The sequence below is a fragment of the Clostridium hydrogeniformans DSM 21757 genome (assembly GCF_000686705.1).
GTDB classification, from domain to species: Bacteria; Bacillota; Clostridia; order Clostridiales; family Clostridiaceae; genus Clostridium_Z; species Clostridium_Z hydrogeniformans.
This window is the reverse complement of the sequence record NZ_JMLJ01000007.1, coordinates 36,675-63,453: the sequence shown is the minus strand read 5'-3', so window position 1 is coordinate 63,453 and position 26,779 is coordinate 36,675. Positions and strand designations below refer to the sequence as shown.

The following is a 26,779-nucleotide window of genomic DNA, read 5'->3' as shown; positions in this document are numbered from 1 at the left end:
TCAATTAGGAACCTTCACTTCAGTATTTAAATTCATATTATTATATATTTCTCTTTATATTTATAAAAAGTCTTGAAAGAATCTAAAAAAGTAATAGAATATAGTTGTATGATGTTATTGAATTAACTTGTAAATAATCTAATTATAACCAAATAAATCTTGGTTATAGTTAATTTTCATAGTAATAAAAAGTTTAGGCTTTTAAAATATATTTATATAGTAATATTAATACTCAAATAATTATTTCCGTACTATATCATAAAATATTAACTATATTTTATGATATAAATCTATCTAACAACTAAGAAAAATATAAAACTTATCTTCTAAATTTAGATAAATCAATATAGTGTAATTAAAATTCAGATAAAGGAGCTAAGGATATGAAAATGGATTTATTAGACTTAAAACCTTATGGACAACTTGGAATTATAGCTTTAGAAAGTTGTAAAGACATAGGAAATAAAATTAATGAACACATAGTAGCTAAAATGAAATATGAAATGAGTAGAATTCTAAGAGAGGAGGAAATAAAAGAAGAATCTTATATTATTCCTATAGATGAAATACGTTTTGCTAATGGAGAAGGTAAGGTGAAAATCGAGGATACAGTAAGAGGAAAAGATATTTATATACTATGTGATGTTAGTAATTATAGTTGTACCTATGAACTATTTGGCTTTCAAAACCGCAAGGGGCCTGATGAACATTTTCAGGATATTAAAAGAGTTCTTTCTGCCATAGGTGGAAAAGCTAGAAGAATTACAGTGGTTATGCCTTTACTTTATGCTGCAAGACAACATAGGCGTAAAGGAAGAGAATCTTTAGACTGTGCAATAGCATTACAAGAATTAGAGAGATTAGGAGTTGAAGAGATTTTAACCTTTGATGTTCATGATCCAACTATACAAAATGCTATTCCACTAATTTCTTTTGAAAACCTCTATCCCACATATGAAATTGTTAAGACTTTTATTAAAGAAGAGAAGAATTTACTAATAAATAAAACTAAGATGCTTGTTATTAGTCCTGATACCGGGGCAATGGATAGGGCTATATACTATTCTAGCGTATTAGGACTTGATGTAGGGTTATTTTATAAAAGACGAGATCACTCAATAATTGTTAAGGGTAAAAATCCAATAGTCCAACATGAGTACATTGGTAGATCCATTGAAGGTAAAAATGTATTAATAGTTGATGATATGATAGCATCTGGAGAATCTGTTTTTGACATTGCATTAGAATTAAAAAGGAGAAAAGCTGAACATATATACGTTGCATCTACCTTTGCTTTCTTTACAGAAGGAATAGATAAGTTCCAAAAGTTCTATGAGGAAGGAATAATCAAAAAAGTATATTCTACTAATATGAACTATATCCCTAAAGAGATTAAAGATGCAGAATGGTTCTATGAAGTAGATATGTCCGAATTTATTGCTAAGATAATATATAATCTTAATCATGATAAATCAATCTCTCCTCTATTAGATGCTACTAATGGCATTAAACATCTATTAAGTCAAAATGTATTATAATCTACTATTTAAAATAAATTAAATAGTTAAGGAATAAGAGAAAATATAGTTTAACTTATACTTTATGTATAACATATATAGCAATAAAATTAAGATAATAAGAGATATAACTCATAATTTCTATAGATATTAGTATCTAACTTATAAATTCATCATCTAAATAGAATTTATTTAGAAAAACATAGTATTCCAAATTTATAAAGTATAAAAAGCCTGCTAATTGCAGGCTTTTTATACTTTATAAATTATCTAATTAAGAATTTTTACATTTTAAGATATAGTCTGGTGGTAAATTTAATAAAAATCTATCTAACTCTATCCGCTTAAAATAATTATATATAAACCTCTTTTTAGAAGAGTATATTGGCTTTATCTCGCTTTAGTATTTTTCTTAATATTTTATTAGAAGCATCCATTGATAAACTAGTAAAAGGTAATCTAAACACGTTTTAAAAATATCCTATAAGAAAAGTGCATATATATTATGTAAGTATTCTTTTCCCCTAAACAACTCAACACTTGAGCTTGATATAGAAAACCCTAAATTCTTTACAAGTCTTATAGATTTCTCATTTTCTAAATAAATACATGCATTTATTTCTTTCACCTTCATCTTATACCTAGCAAACTTTATAAGTTCTTTCATACACTCTTCCATATAACCATTACCCCAGAATTCTTTTCTAAGGTCATATCCAACATCAACCTTAGAATTTTGTGTATCCCAGCAATGGAACCCACAAGTACCTATATTTATATTATCTGATTTCCTTCTAATAACCCACCTGTGCTGAAAGCGTGGCTCTGGTATTGTATAAAATTTAATGATTTCATCAGCTTCATATACATCCTTTAATGGTTCCGCATCAAACAAATATTTATTCACCATATCATTTGAAAATTGACTAAATATAAATTCTCTGTGACTAATATCTATATTATCAAGGAATAATCTCTCAGTTTCTAAGTTATAAAAAAACATATATAGTAACACTCCTTTGACACTATTTAAATTCAAAAGTTCGTATATCATTTAATATATAAGCTATCTAAGTTTCACCATTAGCAAAAGCATTGTATTTATAACTACTTTAAAATTAGATTCACATCACTTATTTGTATTCTTAAAAAGTCAAAGAAATAAATAACGTACACTACTAATTATTCATATCCTTCTTTATAATCAGTTTAGTCTCAAATTATTTAAATATTATAAGATTTATTATATTATAATACTAAACCTTATCAAAAAAACTAGTATAGCATAAATGGCCAACTGAAAATCCCTCTGCATAATTACAAGATGACTTAAATCCATATAACTTATTCTTAATTTTAATCATATCAAGGTAATCAATACCTCTTTCTTCATATTTATTGATCTGAGACTTAAAGGAAGTCAATACCTCTATTTTTTTATCAATAAATTCCCCTATATCAATATAAAAATTAGGCTCAAATCCCGTAGATGTCAATGCTTCATAAAATAATAAATTTTTACTAAATCTACTTGCAGATCTTACTATATTTGCTAGTTCAATATAATCTTGATGAGTATCACTAGGATAGTTACAGAAAACCACATCTATATTTTTTTCCAATATTATTTTCTCTATTTTATCAATTAATTTAATATCTGTTTTGATATTTCCATCTTTTGCTCCCATCCATATAACATCATCTACTTCCATATTATCACAAGCACATAATTGTTCCTTTATTCTTATATCACTATTTTTATCTCTCCAATTACCCCCATCAGTAAAAATAATAAAATGTATAGAATGTCCTCTTTCTTTAAATTCAAGTAATGTACCTGCACACCCATACTCTATATCATCTGGATGTGCACCTATTGCTAGAATATTCATTTTCTTTACCCCACCCCTAAAATCATCTTATGAAAATTATTTATATCATAAGTTTAAAATTTATAAATCACCATATCCCCTTAAAGGTTATATTGATCAATGTTATTATATATAATTGGAAATTTCCATTACAATTATTAACAATATATATGTATATTTTACAATATTCTCCTTTACAAATATAGTCTTTTTTAAAAGAATTTCATATGTTATTCTAAATATTTGGTAATAATAAAAAGCACCTACTTTAGCTAATTGCCTGTAAGTGCTACTATATATTATTTCATAAATATATTTTATCTTTTCTAATTTAAACTTCCACCTCTAACCCATCATAACTAGCATATGAGTTACTAAATATTTCTCTTGCACTCTTTTCTGCTTCAACTCTAGACTCTACACTTATATACCTACTAGCATCAAAGTGCATTAAAAATAAGTTTTTCACATCTGATTCCTTTGCAATTTTAGCAGATAATTCTGGATTTAAATGTATAGGATTATCACTAACCTCATTAGTTTTCATGCTACACTCCGTAATTAATATGTCAGCATCTTTAGATAACCTAAGAGCATTTTTACAATAACCAGTATCAGTGCAGTAAGTTATAATTCTATTATTTATTTCAAATCTAAATCCTAAAGTTGTAGTGGGTATGAGCTAAAGGTAAGAATGTAGCTTTAAAAGGAAGGTTTTTAAGATTTTCCTTAATTTCAATTATCTCTGTATGAAAAGGTAAGTTTTCTATAGGAGGTGTAAAAGGTGAATTCATAAACTGTTTAATTACTTTCCTGCCACCATTTTGAACAATAATATATAAGCCTTTTGAAAACTTATTCATAGATAAAGTATGGAGACCTGATATATGATCTATATGAAAATGACTCAGAAAAAGATAAACTGGATTCTCATAATTTATATAATGTTTTAGCTTTGAAATACCATTGCCAGCATCTAATATTACATAATAATCATCATGTTCAATAAGAATTGATGTGGTACTCCCTATGCTGGAATCAAACCAGCCATTAGTACCCATAAATATTATTTTAATCATTATAATCCTCCTACAATATTAATCACTACAGAAACCCTATACTACTACAATTGAAATCTCTCATAAACATTAAGTTTAAATTCTTTTGGGTTAAGGATAAAATAACCAATATCAACGTAAATTGGGGTGCTTATACCCAAGGGTTTGTTATTTTTAAATAGGTTTAATAGCTCTAATGTTTGTTCATTTGATACTTTAGCTAAAAATCTATTTGTTGTAATATGTGCTCCCCAAGGATATTTAAGATTCATACCTATTTTTACCCCATGTTCAACTATTTTTTTAGTATTTTCCCAAAATGATCTATTAGGCTGTCCCATGGCAATTCCACTATCTTGATTTATTAGCCATTCATTATATTCTATTTTTACATCTTTTATTAAAGGTAAGTTACAATGAATAATTCTAGATAAATTCTGTAATACCCTAGTATCAACCTTAAAATTATCTAATATCTGAAATGTACATAATGTAGTATGTACATTCTCCTCATTATATTTAATTGTAGGAACAATATTACTGACTTTTTCAGAAAAGCTTTTGACACCAGCTACTATATTTTCCGGATGACCATATGCTATAAGGTATCCCCCTTGGCTTTCAAACACTCTTGGAGTTAATCCATTTGATATAATTTTAGATGTATCTTTAAATTCTGAATATATAGAATTTTGTTTTGATAAAAATTCTGAGAATTTCATTCGCTATCCTACTTTCAAGATATTTTATACATATACTTTATGAATCTTTCTTATTAAAGCTTTTATCCCTTAAATTTATCATTGTAAATATTTATATTATCAATGATAAATTTAAGGTACTTAAAATATCACTATTTATTTTTAAAATAAATAGTGAATTAGTGTTTTAATAGTTTGTGTAGTATAACCTTTGTTTCTATTATATTTTGAGATAGCATAAACAATCCATGTATTATAATTAGATATGTGATCATTCTTGCATATATTTGAAATATTCTGAATAATAAGCTTTTGTAATCTTTTTATTTAAATATCCCGCTGATGAAAGGAGATTATGAGTCTTATCCTATATAGTAAATCCCTTAACACCATAAACCGTAATTAAACCTTTATAATATCTCCAATAAATTTAATATCTTCTCCTTCAATAACTATACCATTCCCATCTTTGCAAGCATAAATTGTTCTATTTTTAAGATTAGAATAGGTTCTTAGTAACTTTAATTTTTCTTCACTTTGATCATTATTCCAATGAGGAATAAAATCAAAATCCACAATACCTAAAGAACTTCTATCATTTAACCCTACAATATCCTCATCCAGAAACTTAGCTGTATCAATACTTTTAGTTGTTATTATACTTCCTGCACTAACTCCAATTAAAACTTTCCCACTCTCTACATAGGACTTCAGTGGTTTAATACATTAGTTTCTCTTAATAAATTGAGAAAACGAAAGGTATTTCCACCAGAAAGATGTATTGCATCATAATTAAATATATGGCTAATTTTCACTTTGTCATATTCCCTATCTAAATCAAAGTAATTTACATTAGTAATCCCTAAATCTCCATAATAGTCAACCACATAATTAAAATACTTTCCTGTTAAATCTGAAGATCCTCTTAAATAGGCTATTGATGGATTTTTTTTATTTAACAATCTTAAAAGCTCATAATCCAACTTTCTATCTTCTTTTATTTGATCACTGTATAATACTATCTTCTTCATTAACTTCCTCCTTTTTTATAATATTTTTATGAATTGAATTTATAGTTTTATATATTGTCTAGACTCTCTTTATACTTCTTATTGTGGGTCAACTTTTTGTCTATATATTTAATTAAAAGCTTAAAGATTTCTTTGATTTAAATACCATATTTAAATATAACCATTAATTCCTTTTCAACCTTGTCATAGTCTCCATTAAAAAGGATTATTATATATAATTCTAATTTATATATAATAATCCTTTTTTCATATATTTAAGTCTTATTTATGAAGAATATTTATAAATCAACTTTGAAAAATTTTATTGCCTCTTCAGCTTTTATTCTATCCATATCATCTAGTTTATCTATATATTTAAAGATACTTTTACTTATTTCTATTTTTAAATTACATTCCTTAATTTCTTCAATAATATCTTTTACCCTATAGGTTTCAATCTTACAATTAAAGATAGATAAAACTTTATAATAAAGCAAGTTTAACCCCACATTATTAGTTTTTATCCACTCTTCATATGTATCTATATTTTCACATATAAAATCTATAAATGAACTTATTGCCTCATTTACTTCCTCAATTTTATCATCATATATAAACTCTATAGAATCCACTGCTTCAAAACTATCTGCTATTGTTAGCATAATAGAATTTTGTATGTTTATAAACTCTTCCTCATTAAAAACTTCTTGCAGTTTATAAAAACTATTATTTTCATAAAATCTATTTCTTATAAAGTTTATGAAGGTTTCAAAATCCTCTGCATTATTTCCAAGCTCTATTTCAAATAATATTCTAAAGAATAAATTCCATTGGAATTCACTATTTATTAAACTTAAAAGAATAGATCCAATTTTATTAGAAAAGTCATCTTCAAAATGTATATCTCTTTCAAACTCTATCTCCTTGTTAAAGTTAACGTGATTTTTACTAATACTATTTAGTCTATCTATTGTTTTTAGTATTGTTTTATTATACTCCTCTAAGTTTTCAGCATTACTGGTTCTAAAAATATATTTCATTATAGTATCACAGGATTTCTTAAAATCAACTCCAAATCCAATACTATCTTTCATTTTAGCTGAAAAAATTTCATAGATAATCTTAGAAAGAAATACTTCTAGTTGTGACTTTCTTATCATAGGATCTATACTATTTGTATCCTTAAATTGGTTGTAAATCATAAGAAGCTGATTATCTATCATTGCAAGGTTTTTCTTAATAGATCCCATAAGTTCCTTCAAAAATCCATCTGCTAGTCTATAATTATTATTTTTATATATTATTTTATGCTCTAGCTCCCCCCAAAAGATATTGACTAATGATTTAATTTGAAGCTCGAATTTTATTGTTCTATGGTTTGTTTCATAAATTCCATCTATCCTAAAGATTTCAAATCCATTTTTTTGTTCCTGTGGCTGTTTACTAGATAACTCTAATTTAATATTTTTATTTAAAGAGTTATAATGATATCCATTAGTATCTTTTTTATTAAATATTTTTTTAAGTAGTTTATATATCTTCATTTCATCTTCAATAAATCTACATTCTATTCTAACACCTATTAAGTCTGAGAGATTTAGTATAATATCTTCACCTGACTTGTACTTTTTATAATAGTTATTTCTTATTATTTTTTCTCTTAAACTAGAAGATGATTTTACTCTTGAATTAACACTTATATCTCCATCATTAATATTTTCTAATAAATCCTCAAAATATATTGCTAAATCCTTAGCATCATTTTGTAATTCATCCTTTAGTTCCTCTAAATTATCTATAACTTCTTCAATAAAATTAAACATCTTTAGTTCCATAATTGTCCTCCTAGTTTTAGTGTGAAATCTCTTGCCAACCTATATATAATTCTACAATTTATTTATGTCAGTTGTGTTACAAGTAGAGAATTTAAGAAATAAGAATAAACATTTACTTCATAAACTTATAATTCGATTCCCTTACAACTATTTTTACTATTATTTTGCTATCTGATAGTTTTTGTATTTCGAAATATATCTTCTATGTCACACTTCTTACAATAATCACAGCTTAGTAAAACTATCTCATAAGATTTACTTTTTAAAATATTGATACATTTTCTATATATAACATGTAGAAAATATATAAAATTTTATAGGATAAAATTTTTATACTCTCTAAACCTTTAATATATAGGTGTATTTTTAAAATTATTATAAACTTCTTTATAATAATATCATTTTAACATACATTATTTAAAATTCTATCTATTTTATTTTCCTCTTAAGAACTAAAGCTGTTACAACTATATTTTTCCTAACTTAGCTTTTAAAACTTATTTTCTTTAAACTAAAAAGGGCAAAGTCTAACACTACTAGGTTAGACTTTGCAACTCCCAACTATATCTAAGATTAATTATTAATAATATCACTACTTATAATTGAATATAATAATGAGTCTTTCCACTGATTCTTCACTAATTTATTCTCTCTAAGAAATCCCTCTCTTTTCATTCCTATCTTTTCTAAAACTCTAGCTGACTTTATATTATCAGGATCACATGTAGCGTACACTCTATGCATACCTAATTCATTAAAAGCAAATTTCACCATAGCTTTTCCTGCTTCTGCAGCATAATTTTTACCCCAAAATTCTTTTTTATAACAGTAGCTTATAGAAGCCTCCTTATTGTGAAAACTATCTATATGAATCTTACATGCTCCAATTAGGGCTCCTTCTTCCTTTAATATTACAGCTATATCATAATCTTTTCTTTGTTCTTCTTCCTTACAACTGATAACATTATGTAAAAATTTCTCTGTTTGCTCTTCAGTATTAGGTCCCCAGGTCAAAAATTTTACTACTTCTGTATCAGATGAATATTTATGTACATCTTCTAAATCTTCCTTTATAAACTCTCTTAACACTAATCTATTAGTTTCTCTACTACATAAATTCATAATTTATATTTAGTTAAAGTTTATGTAATAAATACAAAAACTCACTAAATACTCACTTCCTTCCTTTTATGTTGTTAAAACTTTTCATAATATATTACTTATTTTTAAGACTAATTGTAAAAGGAAACAGTTTAGCCAAGTCTTTAAGACAATAACTGGTGACAAGGGTTCTGAATTTGCTGATTTATCCACACTTGAAGCTAAAACTGATCCAAAGGTATATTTCACTCACCCATATTCATCTTTTGAAAAAGGAACTAATGAGCATCAAAATGGACTAATACGCCGTTTTATACCGAAAGGGAACCGTATATCTGACTATACTCTGCTTAAAAATTCAAGTGTTTAAGTAATAAATAAAAATTAGTTGAATTTGTTATTGCAATTTATCAAGGAAAGGTATTTAAGATATAAGAATCTTAATCATCTCTCCACTTGTTATAGTTTTTTCATTTTATAAATTAATTTCTATACCATTTGATAAAATTTCAGTATTTATACTAATCCTATTAACTCTTAATAATTAGAATTCACAAAATATAATTCTATGATCAGCTATAAAGCCTGATTTTTCTAAAGTTTTTTTAGATATAATGTTTTTTACATCACAACAAACCATTGGAATTAAATTTTTGTTATAGCAATGTTCTTTTAACTTAACATTAATATAAGTTCCTATTCCATTTCTACGATATTTTTCAACCACATTCATACCTATATCACCATATTTTTCTCCATGTGTCTTAATTATTCTAAATTCTCCAATTCCAAGTAAGTTGTCATTATCATATAATACAAATAACTGATCATTATCTATTAACTCCTCATAATATCCCTCAAACGCCAGATCACATTTATTTTTTATTTCATCTATATCTTGACTTTGAGCTAATCTAAAAGATAGCTTTGAAAAACTATTTAATTCATATCGTACTTTTTCATTATCTGTAAAAAGATATGAATCTACAGTTATATTTTTTTGATAGTCAAGACATAACCCCATAAATTCTGGTTCTTTTGTAGAAACCCCCGCTTTTTCTACTATCTCACTTGTAATAATATATTTAAAAATTTCTTCTACATTCATGTAGTATTCTTTAGAAACATAAAACTGTACTAATATTTTACGCGAATTTACACAAAAGTGCCCTGCAACTTTACCATTGTACAAAATTTCATAACATTTTGAATTAACCACCTCCACATTCTGCCAAAAACCATCTATTGGAGTTTTTAAACCTTCAATATACTCACTTTTTAGTTTACTTGCTTCTTCCTCAGCTTTAACTTCTAAAATTTCAATCATTCCATCTAGCTCCTATCCAAATAAATTTATTTTTTCAAATGTTATATTTTTATTTTTTATTCCTAACCTTTCAACCATTATTGTTCTGATTAATAATTCCCCAATTAATGTTCTAATCTTATCCTTTTTATTAATAAGTTTTTCTATTTTGTATCTTTTATCTAAATTACTTCCCGAGGAGATATTATTTAATATTTTTTCATTACTATCTAAAAATTTTACAGCATAAATTCTCACAATTACCTCGCTAATGTTTTTATTTACTTTATAACTCCAAATAAATCGTCTTTCACATTTATGTTTTTTTATATTATAAACGTTATTTTGGAAATATTTTGTATATTAATGCCCTGTTTTTACTATTTTTTTACAACAATTAAACTATTTTTTTTACATTTTATGCATAAAGCAATTTATTATATTTCATTTTTAGAATTTAGTTTAATTATATAATTCTTTAATTATAAACTACTATTTTTGAAAACCATTAAATATCAAATGGAGAATTAGGATAAAATCAATATGTATATTTATTTTTTGCATTATTTATTTTTACAATATTTTGTTCATTTATATATACTTAACTTTATATAAGCATTCAAAGTCCAGAATTATTTATAAAATTATTTGATTTTTAATAAGTAGTAGCTTTTCTTACTTACTAGTTTCTTATATCATTATGTGATTTTTCATTTATTACCTAAAATTATTTTCTTCTTTTCTACATAGTCTTAATCAAAAAATAATTCTTTAAAAAAGAAGTAAATTCACACTTCTGTGGGGATAAACTCATCTTATTTATGTCTAAAAACCTCTATCATTATCATAAGATTTTATATGATTCCTATATTACACAATAAAAGTTTCATATAGATAAGTGAAACTTTTAATGCATCTATATAACAATTTATTTTCAAATTAGAATAAGCAATAAATAATTAATTTCAATAATAATTATTTATTGCTTATCTATAACTTTTTGTTCTTAGCTTTCTTTGTTTTCATCTATCCATTGACTTTTACTTAGTTTGTAATAGTAAAAATCATGACCTTCAATTTCAATAGTACCCATTAATCTAAAACCACATTTTTCTATTACCTTATTTGAAGGGGTATTATATGTTAATGCGGTAGCATTTAACACATCGGTATTAGTGTTTTCAAATAAGTATTTTATTAGCCCTTGAGCTGCTTGAGTTCCATATCCCTTACATGTATGATCTTTTGAAATAGCATAGCCTATCTCTCTATTTGGTGGAGGTAATTCATCTTTTAAACCTGAAACAATCCAACCAATAAACTCATTTGTTTCTTTTAATATAATTCCTAATCTAAGAGCATGTCCTTTAATATTAGGTATATTAGGAACAGCATCTAAAAACTCCTTATTCTCTTTAATTTCATATTTAGTTAACCATTCTCTACGTTTTTCCTTTGGTGCTATCCAATCAGGCAGAAACTCCTTTATTTCAGATTGTAAGGTGATATTATATATTGCATCTAAATCTTCTACTTGGAACTCCCTTAATACTAAATCCTTACATTCTATTGTAAAAATATTTTTTGAATTTACGTTATTAAGGTTTGTAGCCTTTCTATCACACATAATAATTATCATTCCTTTCAGTCACTAAGTAAATTTTTTATGATTACTTTACTATTTCAAAAAATTCTTCCTTAGTTAATAAATAATAATGTTCACCATTATAAAAACTTAATTTTTCTGGTAATCCATTAACAAAGTGTTGAAACTTAAATCCAAGCTTCTTTATAACTCTATTCGATGCAATATTTTCTGGTTTTGCAAAGGCAATAAGACTTTTAAGCTTCATAATATTAAAGCAATAATCAACCAGTTCCTGTGTCTAATATATTGACATAAGTCCCAAAATCAGGTGGTTATGAGTAGTCCTCACCAAAACGACTTGTTTTCTTTAGCACCTCTTTAACTATTTTTGCTATTTGGTCATACTTCGTATTAGCAACAAGTCTAAAGTATAAGCTTTTTAAGAAAAGAGTTACATTAAATTCAATAAACAAATAATCCGGAACTATACCTTCTTTTTCTATGTTACCAAAGCTTCTGATCCATTCTTCAATTTCTTCTACAGGAATTATATCTCTTTCCAAAACTGCCTTAACAGCTGATATCATACGCTCATCCTCGTTGTTAATATATCCGTAATAATTTATATTAATTTTTTTATATATTGAATCTAATATCTTTTTTAGTCCCTCATATCCTATTACTTGGCATTGTGCAAGCTCCATCAGGGCATCAGCACCGTGGGCAGCCCCATGAGCCCAGCTTTTACCTTCTACAAATCCTCTTACATCCCTGTCCTCATTATAAAGTTTCAAAACTGTATTGAAAGCTTTTAAAATATCACTATCAGATAAAAGCTTCCTGTGTTTATAGATTATACATGCAGCCACTTCAACGGAAAAGGATCTGCCAAAAACCGTATCATCAATTTTTCCCAATCCATTTAAAATACGTTTTTCATCTAATGCTATCACAAATATGTCATGTGCTTCTTCAGGTGTAAGAACATCCGTCACTATCCATTCTAGAAGAACGTAACAAGCCAAGTCATTACGCAATTCACCATCAATATCCCCTATATAATCCATCATATCTAAGGATAATTTATATGGGTTCACCCCCTCTGGTACTGCATATTTATTATCTTTTATATTTCTTAATAATGTCTTTATCTCTTTCTTTTCCATTCTCATTTCTTTTACTGTATTCATCATAATCCTCCTTAACTAGCAGAAATAATTTTAATATTATTTAAATAATGAATATACTATTTCTATCTTACTTAAATATTTCTAAAGTGCTAATAGTTAATTGCTTAACCTAATTTTTTACTCTATAGTAACATTAGACCTTTTATTGGAACAACCTAATACTTAATTCATAAATGAAAATGAGCCATATAATACAAATACCAAGGATAATTTGTATTATATGGCTCATTTTTTGTGAATCATAAATGTAACTTTTATTTTATGATTTGTTCAGAGGCTATTTTATACTTTTCATTATTTTACATACCTTTATTATTTTTTGTAGTATTTTTACTACCTTTGCCTACTAAAATTATACTCTAAGTTATAATTGATAAATTTTAATAAGTTATCATTTAACTTTAATATAATTAAATCATCTATATTAAAGTTAAAACTGCCAGCAGTATATCAATGGAGTTTAAATTGTGCAATATATATCCCTTATACTTTTAAAAATTAATATTATACATATGATATTTAACCATATCCTTAAATATTCAACAGCTCTTTTATTGCATCAATAATAGCATCTGGCCTAGTTTCATTTATACAATGATTACTATTATCAACAGTGATAATTTTACTGTTGCTTGACAATTCTTGCAAACCATAAGACAAAGTATGGGCTAAATCTACAATCCTTTCTGCTTCTATCTTAGGTATACCTTCTTCTTCCATTTCATTTATAGCGTATTTTGAATCTTGAATTAATATTATTAAGGGACATTTAGGAAAAGGATGCACTTTTCTCATATTTATTACATCATTTCTTAAATCAAGTATTTCTGAAAGTTGATTTGCATACATATTAGCACTCACATTAATATTTATAATTTCTTCTTGTATCTCCTTTGGTAATCCAAGTTCCTTACTTGATAAACTAGGTTTTAACTCTTCTAATAATTTTTCTTTAGTATATTGGGAGTATTTTTTCCATAAACTTATATATACTTCATCTGAACCGAACTCATCTGATACAGGAGTTTGAAGTTTATCAAACTTATCTTGCCTATAAATTGAAGCAGATTCAACAAGAAGTAAACCTTTTACCTTTTTCGGATACAGCCTCACAAAATGTTGAACGCATAAACCACCATAAGAATGACCTACCAATATAACTCTTTCATTTATATTTAATTGATTTAATAGTGCATATAAATCCTCAGATGCTATACATGTATTACTGCCGTTCATATGAAGTTCACTCTTTCCAACACCAGGCCTATGAGTTATTATAACCCTTGTGAAACTTGATATTTCGTTCACAATTTCTAACCAATCATAAATACAACCTCCCATGCCTAGCATAATAACAACTATATCTTCTCCATTACCAGTAAATAAATATTCCACTTTTCTTCCATCAATATCAGTTAATTTAATCATACTTCCTCCCCTTTTCAATTTATTAATAGTTTTTTAGCTATACCATTATAAAATTACACATTTGTAAATATTTCTCTTATAATATAGCTTTTTCACGCATATTAACAACTCCATAACTATAACTTTTACTCATATAAACAGTACTTTAACTTTCTTTTTCAATTTGCCAATCTCCCATTATCTATTTATATTTTTTTCGAGCTTTTCAGTATAATTAAAATACATAGTTGCTATTCTATTTAATCAGTTAACTTCCTCTAAAGTTAGATAATTCTTAACAACATTATATATAAATCAAATATAATGTCCTTGTTTTTAATATCCTTAATAAAATACATAACCTACCACAAATCCATTGCCATTTAAGTGATTGTATGGTTAAATATTGTTAAAATTACTTTTTACACATTTAACCTATGATGCCAAAATAAAGGATGAAGAAAAACTCACTGGGGGTATAAATAATGGAAAATGAAAAGTATTCACTGGAAAAAATCAATACATTTTAGGAAACATTTTTAAGAGAAACAAACAGAGATAAATCAACAAAATATTTCGAAGTATTTCATTTCGAATTGACTGAAAGATGGGCAAATGAATTGTTGAGGTTAGTTTTAATTGGTAAAAAAAAGCTACAGTAAGTAGTTTATTGAAATATGAGCTTGATGGTGAGCCTATACCTAAAGTTGGTGATTTAAGTATTGTTACTGATTGGGAAGGAATACCAAGATGTGTTATTGAAACTACTAAGGTAACAATTATCCCATTTTAAGATATTACTTATGACATTTGTAAACATGAGGGAGAAGATGATACATTAGAATCTTGGGTTAAAGGGCATGTTCGTTTCTTCAAAGAGGATGGGAAAGAACTGGGTTATGAATTTACTGATAATATGCCTGTAGTTTTTGAATATTTTGAATCAGTATATCAACTATAGATACTATAATAGAGTAAAAATAATTTTAAAATTATTTTTACTCTATTAACACTTATATCTATCAAATCCAAATATAAAATTACAGAATATATCTTAACCACCGTTCATCAAATCCCCACATTATCAAGAGTTATAAAATTATCTATAATGGAATACAACTCTTCATTATGAGTAACTAATATAATTATTTTATCTTTCTTTTCTTCATTTAATATATGTTTTAGTTTTACTATACTATTTGCGTCTAATGCAGATATAGGTTCATCTAATATAATAACCTTGGGTCTCTTCAAAAGTGCCCTTATCTCAGATATTTTTTGTTTTTCTCCTCCTGATAAATTTGTATCATTATCATTAAATTTCACTCTATTATCTAAATATAAACCTTCACATAAATCTTCTAATCTTTTATTATCATAATCCTCAAGACCATAAACTAAGTTTTCTTTAAGAGATATGTTTATCATGTCAGGTTCTTGTTCTACCACTGATATTAAATTTTTTCTTAAATAATTAGCATCTAAACTCCTTAAATTGTTATTATTGTATAAAACTTCACCTCTATAGTCATATCTAATTCCAGTCAATATATCTATTAATGTACTTTTTCCTGAACCATTTTCACCTTTAATACAATATATATTTCCCTTTTTAAAAGTAAGATTGAGTCCTTCATAAAGCATCTTTTCAGAATTATGTCCAAAATATAAATCTTTTACTTCAATACTATCTATAGCATTTATAATCTTTGTTCCATTAATCTCCTCTTTCAATGTTAAAATTTCACTCATTCTATTATAACAAACTTTAGCATGCTGATAATTCTGGCCTAATGATAGAAAAAACTCCATATTATTCATGCAAATATTTGTATAATTATAAACTAATATAAATTCTCCTATAGTCAAGTTATCATTTATGAATTCATATCCTCCAAATATAATAAGCAGTATTAAGGACAGATATTTTGATAAGTACCCTATATTCCTAAGTTTTGCAGATACTTTTGAATAATCAATACTTACTCCTAAAAGAATGGTATAGTAATTTGAAACTTTAACTTTGACCACATCAAACCATGAGTTTATTTTAGTTTGCTTCATCATATTAAGTCTGTCATTATTAGCTCCATAAAATTTATTATTTGCCTCTCTATAGTCATATCCTACTTTAAAAAGTTCTTTGTTATAAAAACTAAACCCTAGTCCATTAAACAAAGCAACAATAACCATAATTAAAAATATTTTTACATTTATAGTTGCTATTATTCCGCCTAAAATTATTACCCCTATAATTTTAATAATGGAATTACACAGGTTATTAAAAATGAATAGTATTATATTTAATATGTCATTATTAAGTCTTTCATTTAAGTAAGCAGGATTAAACTTATTTATATCCTTAATGGGTAATTTTTCAATATGACTTTCACAGTCATCTAACATATCAAATCTAACTTTTCCTGCACATTTATTAAATATTACCTCCTTATAAAAACTAAAAAATAAATATATAATCACTAAAGCTAATATTAATGCACTGGATATATATATTGTATTAATATTTTTATTAACAGTTATATCATCTATAAACTTACTAAAAATATAAGGTACTGCAAGTTCTATAACATATATAATAAATGTCATAATTAAAAAACATAAGAACATAACCCAATATTTTTTTATATATCTAATAAAGTATTTTATCATACTAACCTCCATTTTAGCCCTACCGTTCTGTTAAGTTATATGAACACTGAAAATTATATAATATCTTCTGCTGCTTGTAGGCAGAAATGTTTATCTTCTAATACTTCTAAAAAGACAGAAACAAGTTCTTTTCACTATATATTTTTAACCCCTCATATATAAATAAAAGTTAATTCTAATAATTACTCTTACTTATATATCATAGAGAAAATGTATTTATCACATAAAAGATACTATATTAATGTCTTTAAACTCTGAATTATTAAATCAGGTCGATCTAAATAAATTTCATGGTCACTATTTTCAGCAATTATTAAACCACCTTCCTCTGAAAGCTCTGATAATTCAATTTGTAGTTTACGCCACTGATTTTCATATAAAATCGCTTCCTTTTCTGGAATATTATATTTCACCCAACCTCTTTCAGTTACCTTATTATCTCTTGCTATTACTATAAGTGGAATATTAGGAAATTCATCAATATCTTTAATTTCATTACTATCTATATCCCAATTTTGAAATTCCTCTGCAATAGTCTTATGAAGTCTAGAACTTGTAAAAAATTCTTCTACTAACTTCATGTCTGAATCACTTACACGATTTTCATAAGCTGAAATTATATCTCTATTTTGCTCCCTTAATTCTTCCTTCGATTTTTTTGAAGAATTAATATTACTCTCTACCATTTTATCTATTGAAATGAGAGATTTCATAACAGGTGTATCAAGCATATACAGTTGTTCAAAATTGAAGGAGGTAGAGTCAATTAACATTATGCCTTTCAATTTATAAGGATAGATTTTTGCATAATGCTGTACACATAACCCTCCAAAAGAATGGCCAATTAAAATAAATTTATCTTTTATTCCTATCTTCTCTAAAAGGGAATCTAGTTCTTCTGAAATATTCTTTGTAGTTCTAGAGGTTTTTGGATCTTGGCTTTTTCCATAGCCACATCTATGATATAAAACAATAGTAAAGTCTTCTTTTAGATCTTCTACAAGAGAATACCAATCATAGAATGAGCTCCCTATGCCTGTTTCTATAACAAGTACTGTTTTACCCTTACCAATAATTTTATAATCAAAATTCAATTCATTCATACAGATTCTCCTTTCTTATTAAAATCTTTTAAGATATACTTCATAAAAGTTCTTATATTTAAAGCATAAAAGTCACTTATCATACGTCATCTTTTATTTTTATTTGTAATTTCTAAATTACAACCTATATGTAGGCTAATTGATTATGAGTGCTCTTAATTATTTTCATATCCTAAAAAACTATTTTTGAGTTTCTTCAATAATATAAGAGCACCAGGTGTTAATTGGATATCTTATACAACTGTGCAATTTGTATTATTTATGACAAAAATCATATTATCAGTCCATGCATCTTATAATCTCTCCATACAGAGCACTGTAACATTAAACAATTCATTACCAGGCATTACTCCTGAACATATATTAATGGTTTCAAAGCCCATTGACTTATATAAATGTATTGCTGGTTCATTTTTCTCCAAGACTTCCACACAAAGGGGCCTTTTATATGTATTTTCAATCACATACTTAACCATACATTTACCGACCCCTTTACAATTATATAATGGATCAACATACAGCCACGCAAGTTCATCCTCTGAATATGCAACAAATCCAATAACTTTACCCTTAACTAAAGCAACGCAAAGGGTATAATCAAATAAACCCTCCTTAAAAGCAGCCTCAGCAAGTGGAATAAACGCATCTCTTAGTCCTGCAAACTGTAGTTCTATAATACGGGAATTGTCGTGGATTTCTATCAACCTAGTCCAATCCTCCTGTTGATACTCCCTAATAATAATTCCTTCCATATGTTCCTCTCCCCTCTAAGTCTTATATAATAAAAAAATATCATTATAAACTATGCTTCTTTACATATCCTTTTTCTTTTAAGCTTATAAAACCCATTTTATCATAGAATTGTTCAGCATCATTTCCAATAGTTACGTTTAGCCTGTTTTACTCGCAACCATAGTAGTAACTCCCCTCCAACTTTTATCTATTTTCTAAACATTAAAAGGAAACTTTTCAAATTTATAGATTGTATAAAATTATATATTATATATTTCTATTCACTACCTAATTCTTTTTCCATCATATCTAAAAGCTCATCAAATCTTTTTATAGTATCTTCTAATGGTTTAGGTGTTGTCATATCAATTCCTACTTTATTTAGAAGTTCTATTGGATAATTACTTCCTCCACTCTTCAAAAATTCTTTATACCTTTCTACAGCACTTTCTCCTTCTTCAATTAGCATTTTACTAATTGCTGTACCTGCTACTAACCCTGTAGCATACTGATAAACATAAAAGTTAGCATAAAAATGTGGTATAGTAGCCCAACCAATATCCCCCTCTTTATCTAAGACCATATCTGGTCCAAAATATTTTACATTTAGATCATGGTATATTTTACATAAGTCATCTGTTGATAAAGGATTATTAGATTCTATATTTTCATGAATTATTTTTTCAAACTCTGCAAACATAGTCCTAGTAAAGACTTGCCATCTTATAGAGTCTAACTCCTTATTTATGAAATATAATTTCTCCTTTTTATCCTTTGCTTTTTTTATTAGATGAGCTCTAAGCAGAGCTTCATTTGTATGAGAAGCTATTTCTGCACAAAACCACGCATATCTTGAATAAATATAAGGTTGATTTTTTCTTGAATAATAGGAATGAATGGAATGTCCCATTTCATGTATTAATCCAAACACTTCCCCTAATAGATAATTATAGTTTAAAAGTATATAAGGCATGCTATCATAACACCCTCTTGAATACCCTCCTGTACATTTGCCTTTATTTTCAAATACATCTATCCATCTTTCTTTAATACCTTCTTTAAATATATTTGAATATTCTTCTCCTAATGGTTTTATTGCTTCCAAACAAATTTCTATAGCTTCCTCATATTTAATCTTGCTTTCCTCAATATCCACAATGGGTACAGCTAAATCATACATATGAATTTCATCTAGATTCAACAATTTCTTTTTAAGCTTAATATATCTATGAAAGGATGATAAATTTTTACTAACAGTATCAATTAAATTATTATATACCTCAACTGAAATGTTATTAGGTTTAAGACAACTTTCAAGGGATGATTTATAATTTCTTATCTTTGCATCAACGGTAACCATATTTACATTAGACATGAAAAGCGTAGCTAACATATTCCTAGACTTATTATACGTGTCATGATAAGTTTTAAATGCAGCTTTTCTTACTTCTCTATTCTTTGAGTTCATAAAAATACTATAATTACCAGATGTTAATTCTACTTCATCTCCATTTTCATATTTTATTTTAGGAAAAGCTATATCTGAACTAGTAAAGATATCATATGTACTCTCTGATGCACATAAAGTATCACTAAATAAAGATATTATATTCTCTTGCTCTGCACTTAATATATGAGGCTTCTCACTTAAAATATTTTTTAGATAAAACTCATAAATCTTAAGTTCTTCTGACTCCTCAATAAACTTTTCTACACTTCCGTGAGGCAAACCTAATAGTTCTGGAATAAAGAAGGCTGATATACTTGCCGATTCTGATAAACATGAATTTATTTTTCCTTTAATAACTTGAAACTCGGCCTTAGAAGTATCTTCATCTGCTCTTAAATAAGCATAACTACGAAGCTTGTCTAAAATCCTTGAAACCTGAATATCCTTCTCTATGTATGTTAAAAGGTTTTCATTATTATTAATCTTTCCAGCAAATGCTCCTAACTCAGGCAATTGGATTTTTACTTTTTCTAAATCTAGTTCCCATTCATCTATATCTTTATATAAATTTTCTATATTCCATTTATATTTATTATCTATTTCATTTCTTGTTAGTAATTTCATGACTTCCCTCCATCTCTAAATTTATCTATTAATATTCATCCATTCTTAAATTCTATTTTAGTATTTCATTTATAACTTTTGACAATCTAAATATTAGTTTTTTAGTATTGATGCATGATCATCTCCTACCTCTAGGATATTAACCCTACCTCTTGTCCACGTCTTCCAATCACCATTAGATGTACTTCATAAAGAACTTGACATATTAGTTTTTATTGAACTATATATATCTATTAACACTCTTTAATTGTTCTCTAATATCTCAAATTTTCACAGAACAAATCTTTATAATTGCTTCACCATATTTTTATTTATTCTATTATAACCCCCACTTAAAGTTTTTTATGTAATTTAATGTATTATTATTGGTTCTTTTTGCAACATTTAAATGAATTATTTTACATTTTATGCATAAAACAATTTACTATATCTGCTTTATATACTGATGTTTAACTGTACAATAATATAATTATAAATTGTTGTCTTTGTACTTTCCTTTTGAAGTTGTTTTTAGCTAACATCATCAATATTTTAAAGTTTTTTTACATATCATTCCATACTCTTCACCTAGATTCCATTTACTAGCTGGTTTCATAAATTTTATTTCATCACCGTACCTTATAGTGTATTCTTGTAAAAATATCTCAAACTCTTATAATTGAAAGCCATTGGAGATTTTATAAAACTCCAAAATAAAAAAGCTAGATTAATTAATCTAGCCTTTTTATTTTATATTTATTTCTCTGTTCTTCATCATATTTATTATCAACATTTTGAGCTTTTTTACCTTCTCTTTTTTTTAGAATCCAATAACAAAAAGTTAAAGCTAAAAGTAAACTAAACAAGAGTTTCAAACTAGGGCTTAAAAAATTTAATTGACTATATATTATACTAACTGATATAACTAAAGCTATTAATCCGAAATACAGGTGTTTTGCATATAAATCTCTTTTATCAACATTTACCACTACCACATTTTCTTTAATTTTTCTTTTATCTACTTTCCAGTAACGAAGAGTTATTCCCAAAAGCACAATACAGTAGATTATTAACAAAATGCCTAAAATCTTTACTTCTGTATCTAGTAGACGAAGTCCTATAAAGAAAAATGTTATAGCTAAAAGTATCGGCAAGAAAACAAAATCTCTTGAGGTCATAGTTATTTTATTCTTATTAAATACTTCTACATCTTTTTTAACTTTCTTTTCACTTTTGAACCAGTAATAATAAAGTGGTATTAAAATAATAATCAAACATATTGTTAGCTCAACCCCTAAAAAGTTTAACGATATTCTTATTGTGTTAATTAACATAAGTAAAGCTATTGCTACAGAACCTATAAATTTTGCCTTCATAATCACCCCTCCATATAATAAACCATTTATAATAATAACATGCTCTCCTACACTTTTGTTATAGAAATTCTTAATATTTATTATAATTATCAGCATATTTACTGTAGATATATCCAAATAAAAAAGACAGTCTACCTATTTACTCATTAGACTGTCTTTTTCTAGTTTTAATATAAAATACCAATATACTGATTTATTATATAAATCATATTCTTTTTAATGTTTTTAATTCTATTTGAAATTTATAAAAAGATATTTTTATTTAAAAAATATCTTAAACTATTATTTCTTCTTCATTTTTACTAAAATTTCTTTATTGTCAAACTTAAGTGTTTGTTCAAAATTAGGTTTATCAATCTTGGAGACTTTAGCTAATAATTTATTTACTTAGCTTTTATATGACTAAACCTTAAAGAAATATTCCTATTGAACATTCTGTTTGTTTATAGAATTCATATCCTACACTCTTATAAACTGATAATGCTCTTTTGTTATCGCTCCATACTTCCAATCTTGATTCTTTAATATTTAAAGTCAATAACTCTTCAAAGGCTTTAAGAAGTAATTTTTCACCAATACCTAATTTCCTCCACTCTTTTGAAACAAATAAGTCATCTACCCAACCATATTTAACCTTTGATTCACTTTCTTTTACTACTAAAACAATATTACCTACAATTTCTTCTTCATGCTTAGCTGCTATACTAAACCATTGATTCTTACTTTTTAGGTCTTTTAAATCTTCTATTGAATATCCTTTAGTAAATACTTTATTTTGTTTCTCTACTAGCTCCGCCATCTCATGTTCATCTTCAAATTTAAGTTTGCAAAAATCAATACCTTTAATCTCTTTAGTTTCTAGCTTTTCCTTTGTCAATTCTTTCTTGATTACATACATACCCTCATCATTTTTAAAGCCTTCTTTAGAAGAATAATAATCAATATTTTCTTTATTATCTGAAAAACAGCAATGATATACTTTTACTGAAAAATCTTTATATGCCTCTGTTTCTTTATACTTGTCTCTTATGGTTTGTGAACGCTTCATTACTTCATCAAACATCTGATCTTTTAGTTCATCTCTATCTTCAATATCATTAATATCAATGTCAATATAAATATTTATTCTAGGCCCTTCATGTATATCTGAAGCTATAGAAGGCCAAATCACAGCCTCCCCTACACACTTACCCTCTTTATCATAAGCCTCTATAATATTCTTTTTTTTACTATCCTTAATTGTATACATCATAATTCCTCCATGTCTAATTCCTTTTTGTAAATCTATATATTATAAAATATTTAACACTTTACAACTCTTTATCACATAGTTTCATTAATTACTATTGTAAAATACCATCTATTTTACCCTCAAATATCCAATAGAATGGGAAAGAAAAGTGTATATAATTGAATTTTGGTGAATTTACATGATTTGAGATTATAGCTGTCATTCTTATAGGACATGTATAATTTACCCCTGTAGCACATTCCTTTAATACATATGCTACACTTCTTTGTGCTGCAAATAACTTTTCTTTTGATGAAAGATTAGATTTAAATAAATTATCTAACTCCTGTAGAGAGCGATTAATAAGCTCCTCCTCTGTGAATTTATGTTTTAAAGTACCTATAGTTGTAATCCAAGTAATATCCCCTAATTTACATGCAATAGTATTTTCTATATCTAGATAAAGATTGTCCATATCACTATCAATAAAGAATTTTTTAATATGTTCAACCCCTTCATACCATTTATTTTCTGGTCCAATAACATATGGATTATTATTTTCATTAAAATATTTTCTAATTAGTATATCTGATATATTTTTCTTTTCTCTAAAATCCTCTTGGAAGCTTTTCAAAAATTCTATTATGTCTTCTGTAGCTTTATTATTTTTATATTTTTTACTTATACTTCTCTGTTCATTGTAACTATCCATATAGTCTTTTGAATTTTCAAAACGTTCATCAGGGAAGTTAGACTTTGCCATTGAAAATTGAAGATGAGCAATTTTCCAACTATTCTCTTCTTTTAAAAGCATTCCACTTAAACCCATTGGCCAAAAATATTCTCTAGATTGTTCATCACGTTGATGATAGTTTAAGGTTAATACCCAATTGATAAATGTTATTCTTTGTTTTGGTGTAAGTTCATTATCTTCCGCATTTGTTTTTATATAATCAACATATCTATCATATCTTTCTGGTGTATGCTCAAAGTTATATTTCACAGAGCCCTTAGTTGAAAACCAAGCAACATTATTGTCAATTGATATATGTGGATTTTCACAATCTATATTTAAGTCACCCCAGTATTCCCAATCCCCTCTAATTAACTGCTTTACTTCATGAAATCCTAAAAGTATTTCTCCAGTTGATGTTCCCAAAACTGATATATCATCACTATTTATGAAGAGTTCTTCTGTAAAAGAATCAACATTTTCCAAATTTCTTTCACTGTATCCTTGCCGGAATCTTCTAAGTATATCTCTAATATCCTTAGAGTCCTCTAATGTATTATCAATACATGAATTCTGTTTTAAAAAAGTTTCTAAAGATTCACCCGGATATTGTATTCCAAATTTACTCATTAATATTCACCCCAAGCTTAAACTTTATTTTAGTAGTTTACTTTTAGCTTTAACTCATAATCCCCAGAAAGTTTTAAGTAACAATATTTACATCCTTATTTGTTCAAGATATTGGCTTACTATTTGGGCATCATCAAAGGGAATTACTTTATCCTTTATTATTTGATAATTCTCATGTCCCTTTCCAGCAATCAAAATAACATCCTTATTTTGAGCATTTTCTAAGGCAAAGAGTATGGCTTCTTTTCGATCTTCAACCACTGTATAAGAACACCCTGTCTTTTTTATTCCATCTTCCACATCCTTAATAATTTGAGCTGGTTCTTCATTTCTTGGATTATCTGAAGTTATGATGCAGAAGTCTGAAAGCTTCCCAGCAATTTCTCCCATGATTGGTCTCTTGGTATTATCTCGATTTCCTCCACAGCCAAATACAGTAATAACTTTGCTCTTCTTGAATTCTATTATTGTGTTTAATACGTTTTCAATAGCATTAGGAGTATGTGCATAATCAATTATTACAGAGTATCCTAACTCAGCCTGTATGGTTTGAAATCTACCTTTTACTCCATGAATTTGTTCTAATCCTTCTACAATCTGCTCTATTGAAAGCCCTAAACAATGACATGCAGCAACTGCTGACAGGGCATTGTAAACACTAAATTTACCAGGTATTTTTAAATTCACTATATATTCATTTTCTTTAAAGTTAATTGTAAATGTAACTCCATTTGAAGATATCTTAATATCTTTAGCTATAATGTCTGCTTTGTTTTCTATACCATAAGTTATAACATTACAATTGCAATTCTTAATTATTTCATTGGCAGTACTGTCATCTATATTAATAATTGCATTCTTACACATTTTGAACAATTTCATTTTTGCATTTTTATAATTTTCAAATGTTTTGTGATCATCAAGATGATCTTGTGATAAATTTGTAAATACACCTACTTCAAAGTCTAAACCCTCCACCCTATGCAGTTCTAGTGCCATAGAAGAGACTTCCATAACAACATCACTTACATTTTCATCTTTCATTTTCTTTAACAAAAGCTGTAGTTCAAGTGATTCTGGTGTGGTAGGAGTTGTCCTTATAACATCAAGTACCTTATTGCCGATTCTATTTTCAATTGTGCCTATTAGCCCTGTTTTTCGTTGAGCTGATTCAAGTATGGATGATATAATAAATGCAACTGAAGTCTTTCCATTAGTTCCAGTAATACCTATCAGATCCATACTTCTGGATGGATCTTCATAAAAGGTACTGGATATTATAGGTAGCGAAGTTCTTATATCACTTACACGTATAACAGTAGTATTCTTAGGTAAGTTACTCACGTCATTTTGAATAACTACTGCTAAAGCCCCATTAGAAACTGCATCCATTATATAATCATGTCCATCCATTTTAAGTCCAAGGATGCAAACGAAAAGGGTTCCACATTTTACTCTTCGGCAATCATAGGAAATATCTTTTATATCTATATCCATATTTCCCTGTACTACTTCATATTCAATATTTTCTAAAATTTTATTTAGCTTCATTATAAATTCTCCCTACTTAGATATATAAATTTCATCAAGAAATAGCTACTAGAGTCTGTTTAAAATCTTTCTAAATCTATTAATAGATTCTTCTCTATTTGGTTTGCATAAATCTT

At 26.7% G+C, this 26,779-nt stretch carries 22 protein-coding genes and 3 pseudogenes; 3 read left to right on the top strand and 22 right to left on the bottom strand.

The window, feature by feature from the left end; genetic code table 11:
- The first annotated feature begins 383 nt into the window (after positions 1-383).
- Complete coding sequence (locus tag BR69_RS0104325; RefSeq protein ID WP_423219667.1) at positions 384-1,538, top strand: ribose-phosphate pyrophosphokinase; 1,155 nt, start codon at positions 384-386, stop codon at positions 1,536-1,538.
- 460 nt (positions 1,539-1,998) lie between these two features.
- Here BR69_RS0104325 and BR69_RS0104320 read toward each other — a convergent pair whose 3' ends face one another.
- The 8 genes and pseudogenes from BR69_RS0104320 to BR69_RS0104290 form a co-directional block, all read right to left on the bottom strand.
- Positions 1,999-2,520: a GNAT family N-acetyltransferase gene (locus BR69_RS0104320; protein WP_027632089.1), complete on the bottom strand. Its 522-nt coding sequence runs from the start codon at positions 2,518-2,520 to the stop codon at positions 1,999-2,001.
- 253 nt (positions 2,521-2,773) lie between these two features.
- Positions 2,774-3,409 (bottom strand): PIG-L deacetylase family protein, encoded by a 636-nt coding sequence (locus BR69_RS0104315; RefSeq protein WP_027632088.1) that lies wholly within the window; start codon positions 3,407-3,409, stop codon positions 2,774-2,776.
- A gap of 310 nt (positions 3,410-3,719) precedes the next feature.
- The gene (locus BR69_RS22130; RefSeq protein ID WP_242840659.1) at positions 3,720-4,019 is read right to left on the bottom strand and encodes an MBL fold metallo-hydrolase; all 300 of its coding nucleotides are present in this window, start codon (positions 4,017-4,019) and stop codon (positions 3,720-3,722) included.
- 22 nt (positions 4,020-4,041) lie between these two features.
- Entirely contained in the window at positions 4,042-4,467 is a 426-nt protein-coding gene (locus BR69_RS22125) for an MBL fold metallo-hydrolase (protein ID WP_242840652.1), read from the bottom strand.
- A gap of 44 nt (positions 4,468-4,511) precedes the next feature.
- Positions 4,512-5,168 (bottom strand): hypothetical protein, encoded by a 657-nt coding sequence (locus BR69_RS0104305; protein WP_027632087.1) that lies wholly within the window; start codon positions 5,166-5,168, stop codon positions 4,512-4,514.
- A gap of 381 nt (positions 5,169-5,549) precedes the next feature.
- Positions 5,550-6,178: pseudogene (locus BR69_RS22120) on the bottom strand (Type 1 glutamine amidotransferase-like domain-containing protein).
- 278 nt (positions 6,179-6,456) lie between these two features.
- Positions 6,457-7,992, bottom strand: coding sequence for a GTP pyrophosphokinase (locus BR69_RS19890; RefSeq protein WP_051623485.1), 1,536 nt, complete (start codon positions 7,990-7,992; stop codon positions 6,457-6,459).
- A 573-nt stretch (positions 7,993-8,565) separates the two neighbouring features.
- The gene (locus BR69_RS0104290) at positions 8,566-9,114 is read right to left on the bottom strand and encodes a GNAT family N-acetyltransferase (RefSeq protein ID WP_027632086.1); all 549 of its coding nucleotides are present in this window, start codon (positions 9,112-9,114) and stop codon (positions 8,566-8,568) included.
- 112 nt (positions 9,115-9,226) lie between these two features.
- Between BR69_RS0104290 and BR69_RS21410 the strand changes: the two are divergent.
- Positions 9,227-9,439, top strand: a pseudogene (locus tag BR69_RS21410) (IS30 family transposase); the annotation flags it as partial.
- Between the two features lie 198 nt (positions 9,440-9,637).
- On the opposite strand, the gene BR69_RS0104285 reads toward BR69_RS21410, so the two are convergent.
- The 6 genes from BR69_RS0104285 to BR69_RS0104260 all read right to left on the bottom strand — a co-directional run bounded on the left by BR69_RS0104285 (position 9,638) and on the right by BR69_RS0104260 (position 14,623).
- Positions 9,638-10,420 (bottom strand): GNAT family N-acetyltransferase, encoded by a 783-nt coding sequence (locus BR69_RS0104285; protein ID WP_027632085.1) that lies wholly within the window; start codon positions 10,418-10,420, stop codon positions 9,638-9,640.
- Between the two features lie 12 nt (positions 10,421-10,432).
- The gene (locus BR69_RS0104280; protein ID WP_027632084.1) at positions 10,433-10,657 is read right to left on the bottom strand and encodes a hypothetical protein; all 225 of its coding nucleotides are present in this window, start codon (positions 10,655-10,657) and stop codon (positions 10,433-10,435) included.
- Between the two features lie 748 nt (positions 10,658-11,405).
- On the bottom strand, positions 11,406-12,026 hold the full coding sequence (locus BR69_RS0104275) for a GNAT family N-acetyltransferase (RefSeq protein WP_051623484.1): 621 nt from the start codon (positions 12,024-12,026) through the stop codon (positions 11,406-11,408).
- A gap of 43 nt (positions 12,027-12,069) precedes the next feature.
- A complete protein-coding gene (locus BR69_RS0104270) occupies positions 12,070-12,276 on the bottom strand; it encodes a GNAT family N-acetyltransferase (RefSeq protein ID WP_278246082.1) in 207 nt (68 codons plus the stop codon).
- Between the two features lie 43 nt (positions 12,277-12,319).
- A complete protein-coding gene (locus BR69_RS0104265; RefSeq protein WP_027632081.1) occupies positions 12,320-13,177 on the bottom strand; it encodes a DUF2785 domain-containing protein in 858 nt (285 codons plus the stop codon).
- Positions 13,178-13,708: 531 nt separating this feature from the next.
- A complete protein-coding gene (locus BR69_RS0104260; protein WP_341349675.1) occupies positions 13,709-14,623 on the bottom strand; it encodes an alpha/beta fold hydrolase in 915 nt (304 codons plus the stop codon).
- 631 nt (positions 14,624-15,254) lie between these two features.
- Here BR69_RS0104260 and BR69_RS19885 point away from each other — a divergent pair.
- Positions 15,255-15,545: pseudogene (locus BR69_RS19885) on the top strand (ASCH domain-containing protein).
- 107 nt (positions 15,546-15,652) lie between these two features.
- Here the strand turns inward: BR69_RS19885 and BR69_RS0104250 are convergent.
- The 8 genes from BR69_RS0104250 to BR69_RS0104210 form a co-directional block, all read right to left on the bottom strand.
- On the bottom strand, positions 15,653-17,254 hold the full coding sequence (locus BR69_RS0104250; RefSeq protein ID WP_027632079.1) for an ATP-binding cassette domain-containing protein: 1,602 nt from the start codon (positions 17,252-17,254) through the stop codon (positions 15,653-15,655).
- Between the two features lie 233 nt (positions 17,255-17,487).
- Entirely contained in the window at positions 17,488-18,357 is an 870-nt protein-coding gene (locus tag BR69_RS0104245; protein ID WP_027632078.1) for an alpha/beta fold hydrolase, read from the bottom strand.
- A gap of 293 nt (positions 18,358-18,650) precedes the next feature.
- Positions 18,651-19,109 (bottom strand): GNAT family N-acetyltransferase, encoded by a 459-nt coding sequence (locus BR69_RS0104235; protein WP_027632077.1) that lies wholly within the window; start codon positions 19,107-19,109, stop codon positions 18,651-18,653.
- A 257-nt stretch (positions 19,110-19,366) separates the two neighbouring features.
- Positions 19,367-21,163, bottom strand: coding sequence for an oligoendopeptidase F (pepF, locus tag BR69_RS0104230; protein WP_027632076.1), 1,797 nt, complete (start codon positions 21,161-21,163; stop codon positions 19,367-19,369).
- A gap of 710 nt (positions 21,164-21,873) precedes the next feature.
- Complete coding sequence (locus BR69_RS0104225) at positions 21,874-22,518, bottom strand: hypothetical protein (protein WP_027632075.1); 645 nt, start codon at positions 22,516-22,518, stop codon at positions 21,874-21,876.
- 409 nt (positions 22,519-22,927) lie between these two features.
- Positions 22,928-23,770 (bottom strand): GNAT family N-acetyltransferase, encoded by an 843-nt coding sequence (locus BR69_RS0104220; RefSeq protein WP_084315246.1) that lies wholly within the window; start codon positions 23,768-23,770, stop codon positions 22,928-22,930.
- A 91-nt stretch (positions 23,771-23,861) separates the two neighbouring features.
- On the bottom strand, positions 23,862-25,112 hold the full coding sequence (locus BR69_RS0104215) for a nuclear transport factor 2 family protein (protein WP_027632073.1): 1,251 nt from the start codon (positions 25,110-25,112) through the stop codon (positions 23,862-23,864).
- 87 nt (positions 25,113-25,199) lie between these two features.
- The gene (locus tag BR69_RS0104210; RefSeq protein WP_027632072.1) at positions 25,200-26,663 is read right to left on the bottom strand and encodes a UDP-N-acetylmuramoyl-L-alanyl-D-glutamate--2,6-diaminopimelate ligase; all 1,464 of its coding nucleotides are present in this window, start codon (positions 26,661-26,663) and stop codon (positions 25,200-25,202) included.
- Between the last annotated feature and the right edge of the window lie 116 nt (positions 26,664-26,779).

Excerpts from the sequence above, each read along its gene's own strand:
- BR69_RS0104315 (WP_027632088.1), bottom strand. The coding sequence starts at position 3,409 with ATGAATATTCTAGCAATAGGTGCACATCCAGATGATATAGAGTATGGG.
- BR69_RS0104210 (WP_027632072.1), bottom strand. The coding sequence starts at position 26,663 with ATGAAGCTAAATAAAATTTTAGAAAATATTGAATATGAAGTAGTACAG.
- BR69_RS0104265 (WP_027632081.1), bottom strand. The coding sequence starts at position 13,177 with ATGAATACAGTAAAAGAAATGAGAATGGAAAAGAAAGAGATAAAGACA.
- BR69_RS22125 (WP_242840652.1), bottom strand. The coding sequence starts at position 4,467 with ATGATTAAAATAATATTTATGGGTACTAATGGCTGGTTTGATTCCAGC.
- BR69_RS0104290 (WP_027632086.1), bottom strand. The coding sequence starts at position 9,114 with ATGAATTTATGTAGTAGAGAAACTAATAGATTAGTGTTAAGAGAGTTT.
- BR69_RS0104235 (WP_027632077.1), bottom strand. The coding sequence starts at position 19,109 with ATGGAAGGAATTATTATTAGGGAGTATCAACAGGAGGATTGGACTAGG.
- BR69_RS0104285 (WP_027632085.1), bottom strand. The coding sequence starts at position 10,420 with ATGATTGAAATTTTAGAAGTTAAAGCTGAGGAAGAAGCAAGTAAACTA.
- BR69_RS0104245 (WP_027632078.1), bottom strand. The coding sequence starts at position 18,357 with ATGAATGAATTGAATTTTGATTATAAAATTATTGGTAAGGGTAAAACA.
- BR69_RS0104320 (WP_027632089.1), bottom strand. The coding sequence starts at position 2,520 with ATGTTTTTTTATAACTTAGAAACTGAGAGATTATTCCTTGATAATATA.
- BR69_RS0104275 (WP_051623484.1), bottom strand. The coding sequence starts at position 12,026 with ATGTGTGATAGAAAGGCTACAAACCTTAATAACGTAAATTCAAAAAAT.
- pepF (WP_027632076.1), bottom strand. The coding sequence starts at position 21,163 with ATGAAATTACTAACAAGAAATGAAATAGATAATAAATATAAATGGAAT.
- BR69_RS0104250 (WP_027632079.1), bottom strand. The coding sequence starts at position 17,254 with ATGATAAAATACTTTATTAGATATATAAAAAAATATTGGGTTATGTTC.
- BR69_RS0104325 (WP_423219667.1), top strand. The coding sequence starts at position 384 with ATGAAAATGGATTTATTAGACTTAAAACCTTATGGACAACTTGGAATT.
- BR69_RS19890 (WP_051623485.1), bottom strand. The coding sequence starts at position 7,992 with ATGGAACTAAAGATGTTTAATTTTATTGAAGAAGTTATAGATAATTTA.
- BR69_RS0104305 (WP_027632087.1), bottom strand. The coding sequence starts at position 5,168 with ATGAAATTCTCAGAATTTTTATCAAAACAAAATTCTATATATTCAGAA.
- BR69_RS0104225 (WP_027632075.1), bottom strand. The coding sequence starts at position 22,518 with ATGAAGGCAAAATTTATAGGTTCTGTAGCAATAGCTTTACTTATGTTA.
- BR69_RS0104220 (WP_084315246.1), bottom strand. The coding sequence starts at position 23,770 with ATGATGTATACAATTAAGGATAGTAAAAAAAAGAATATTATAGAGGCT.
- BR69_RS0104215 (WP_027632073.1), bottom strand. The coding sequence starts at position 25,112 with ATGAGTAAATTTGGAATACAATATCCGGGTGAATCTTTAGAAACTTTT.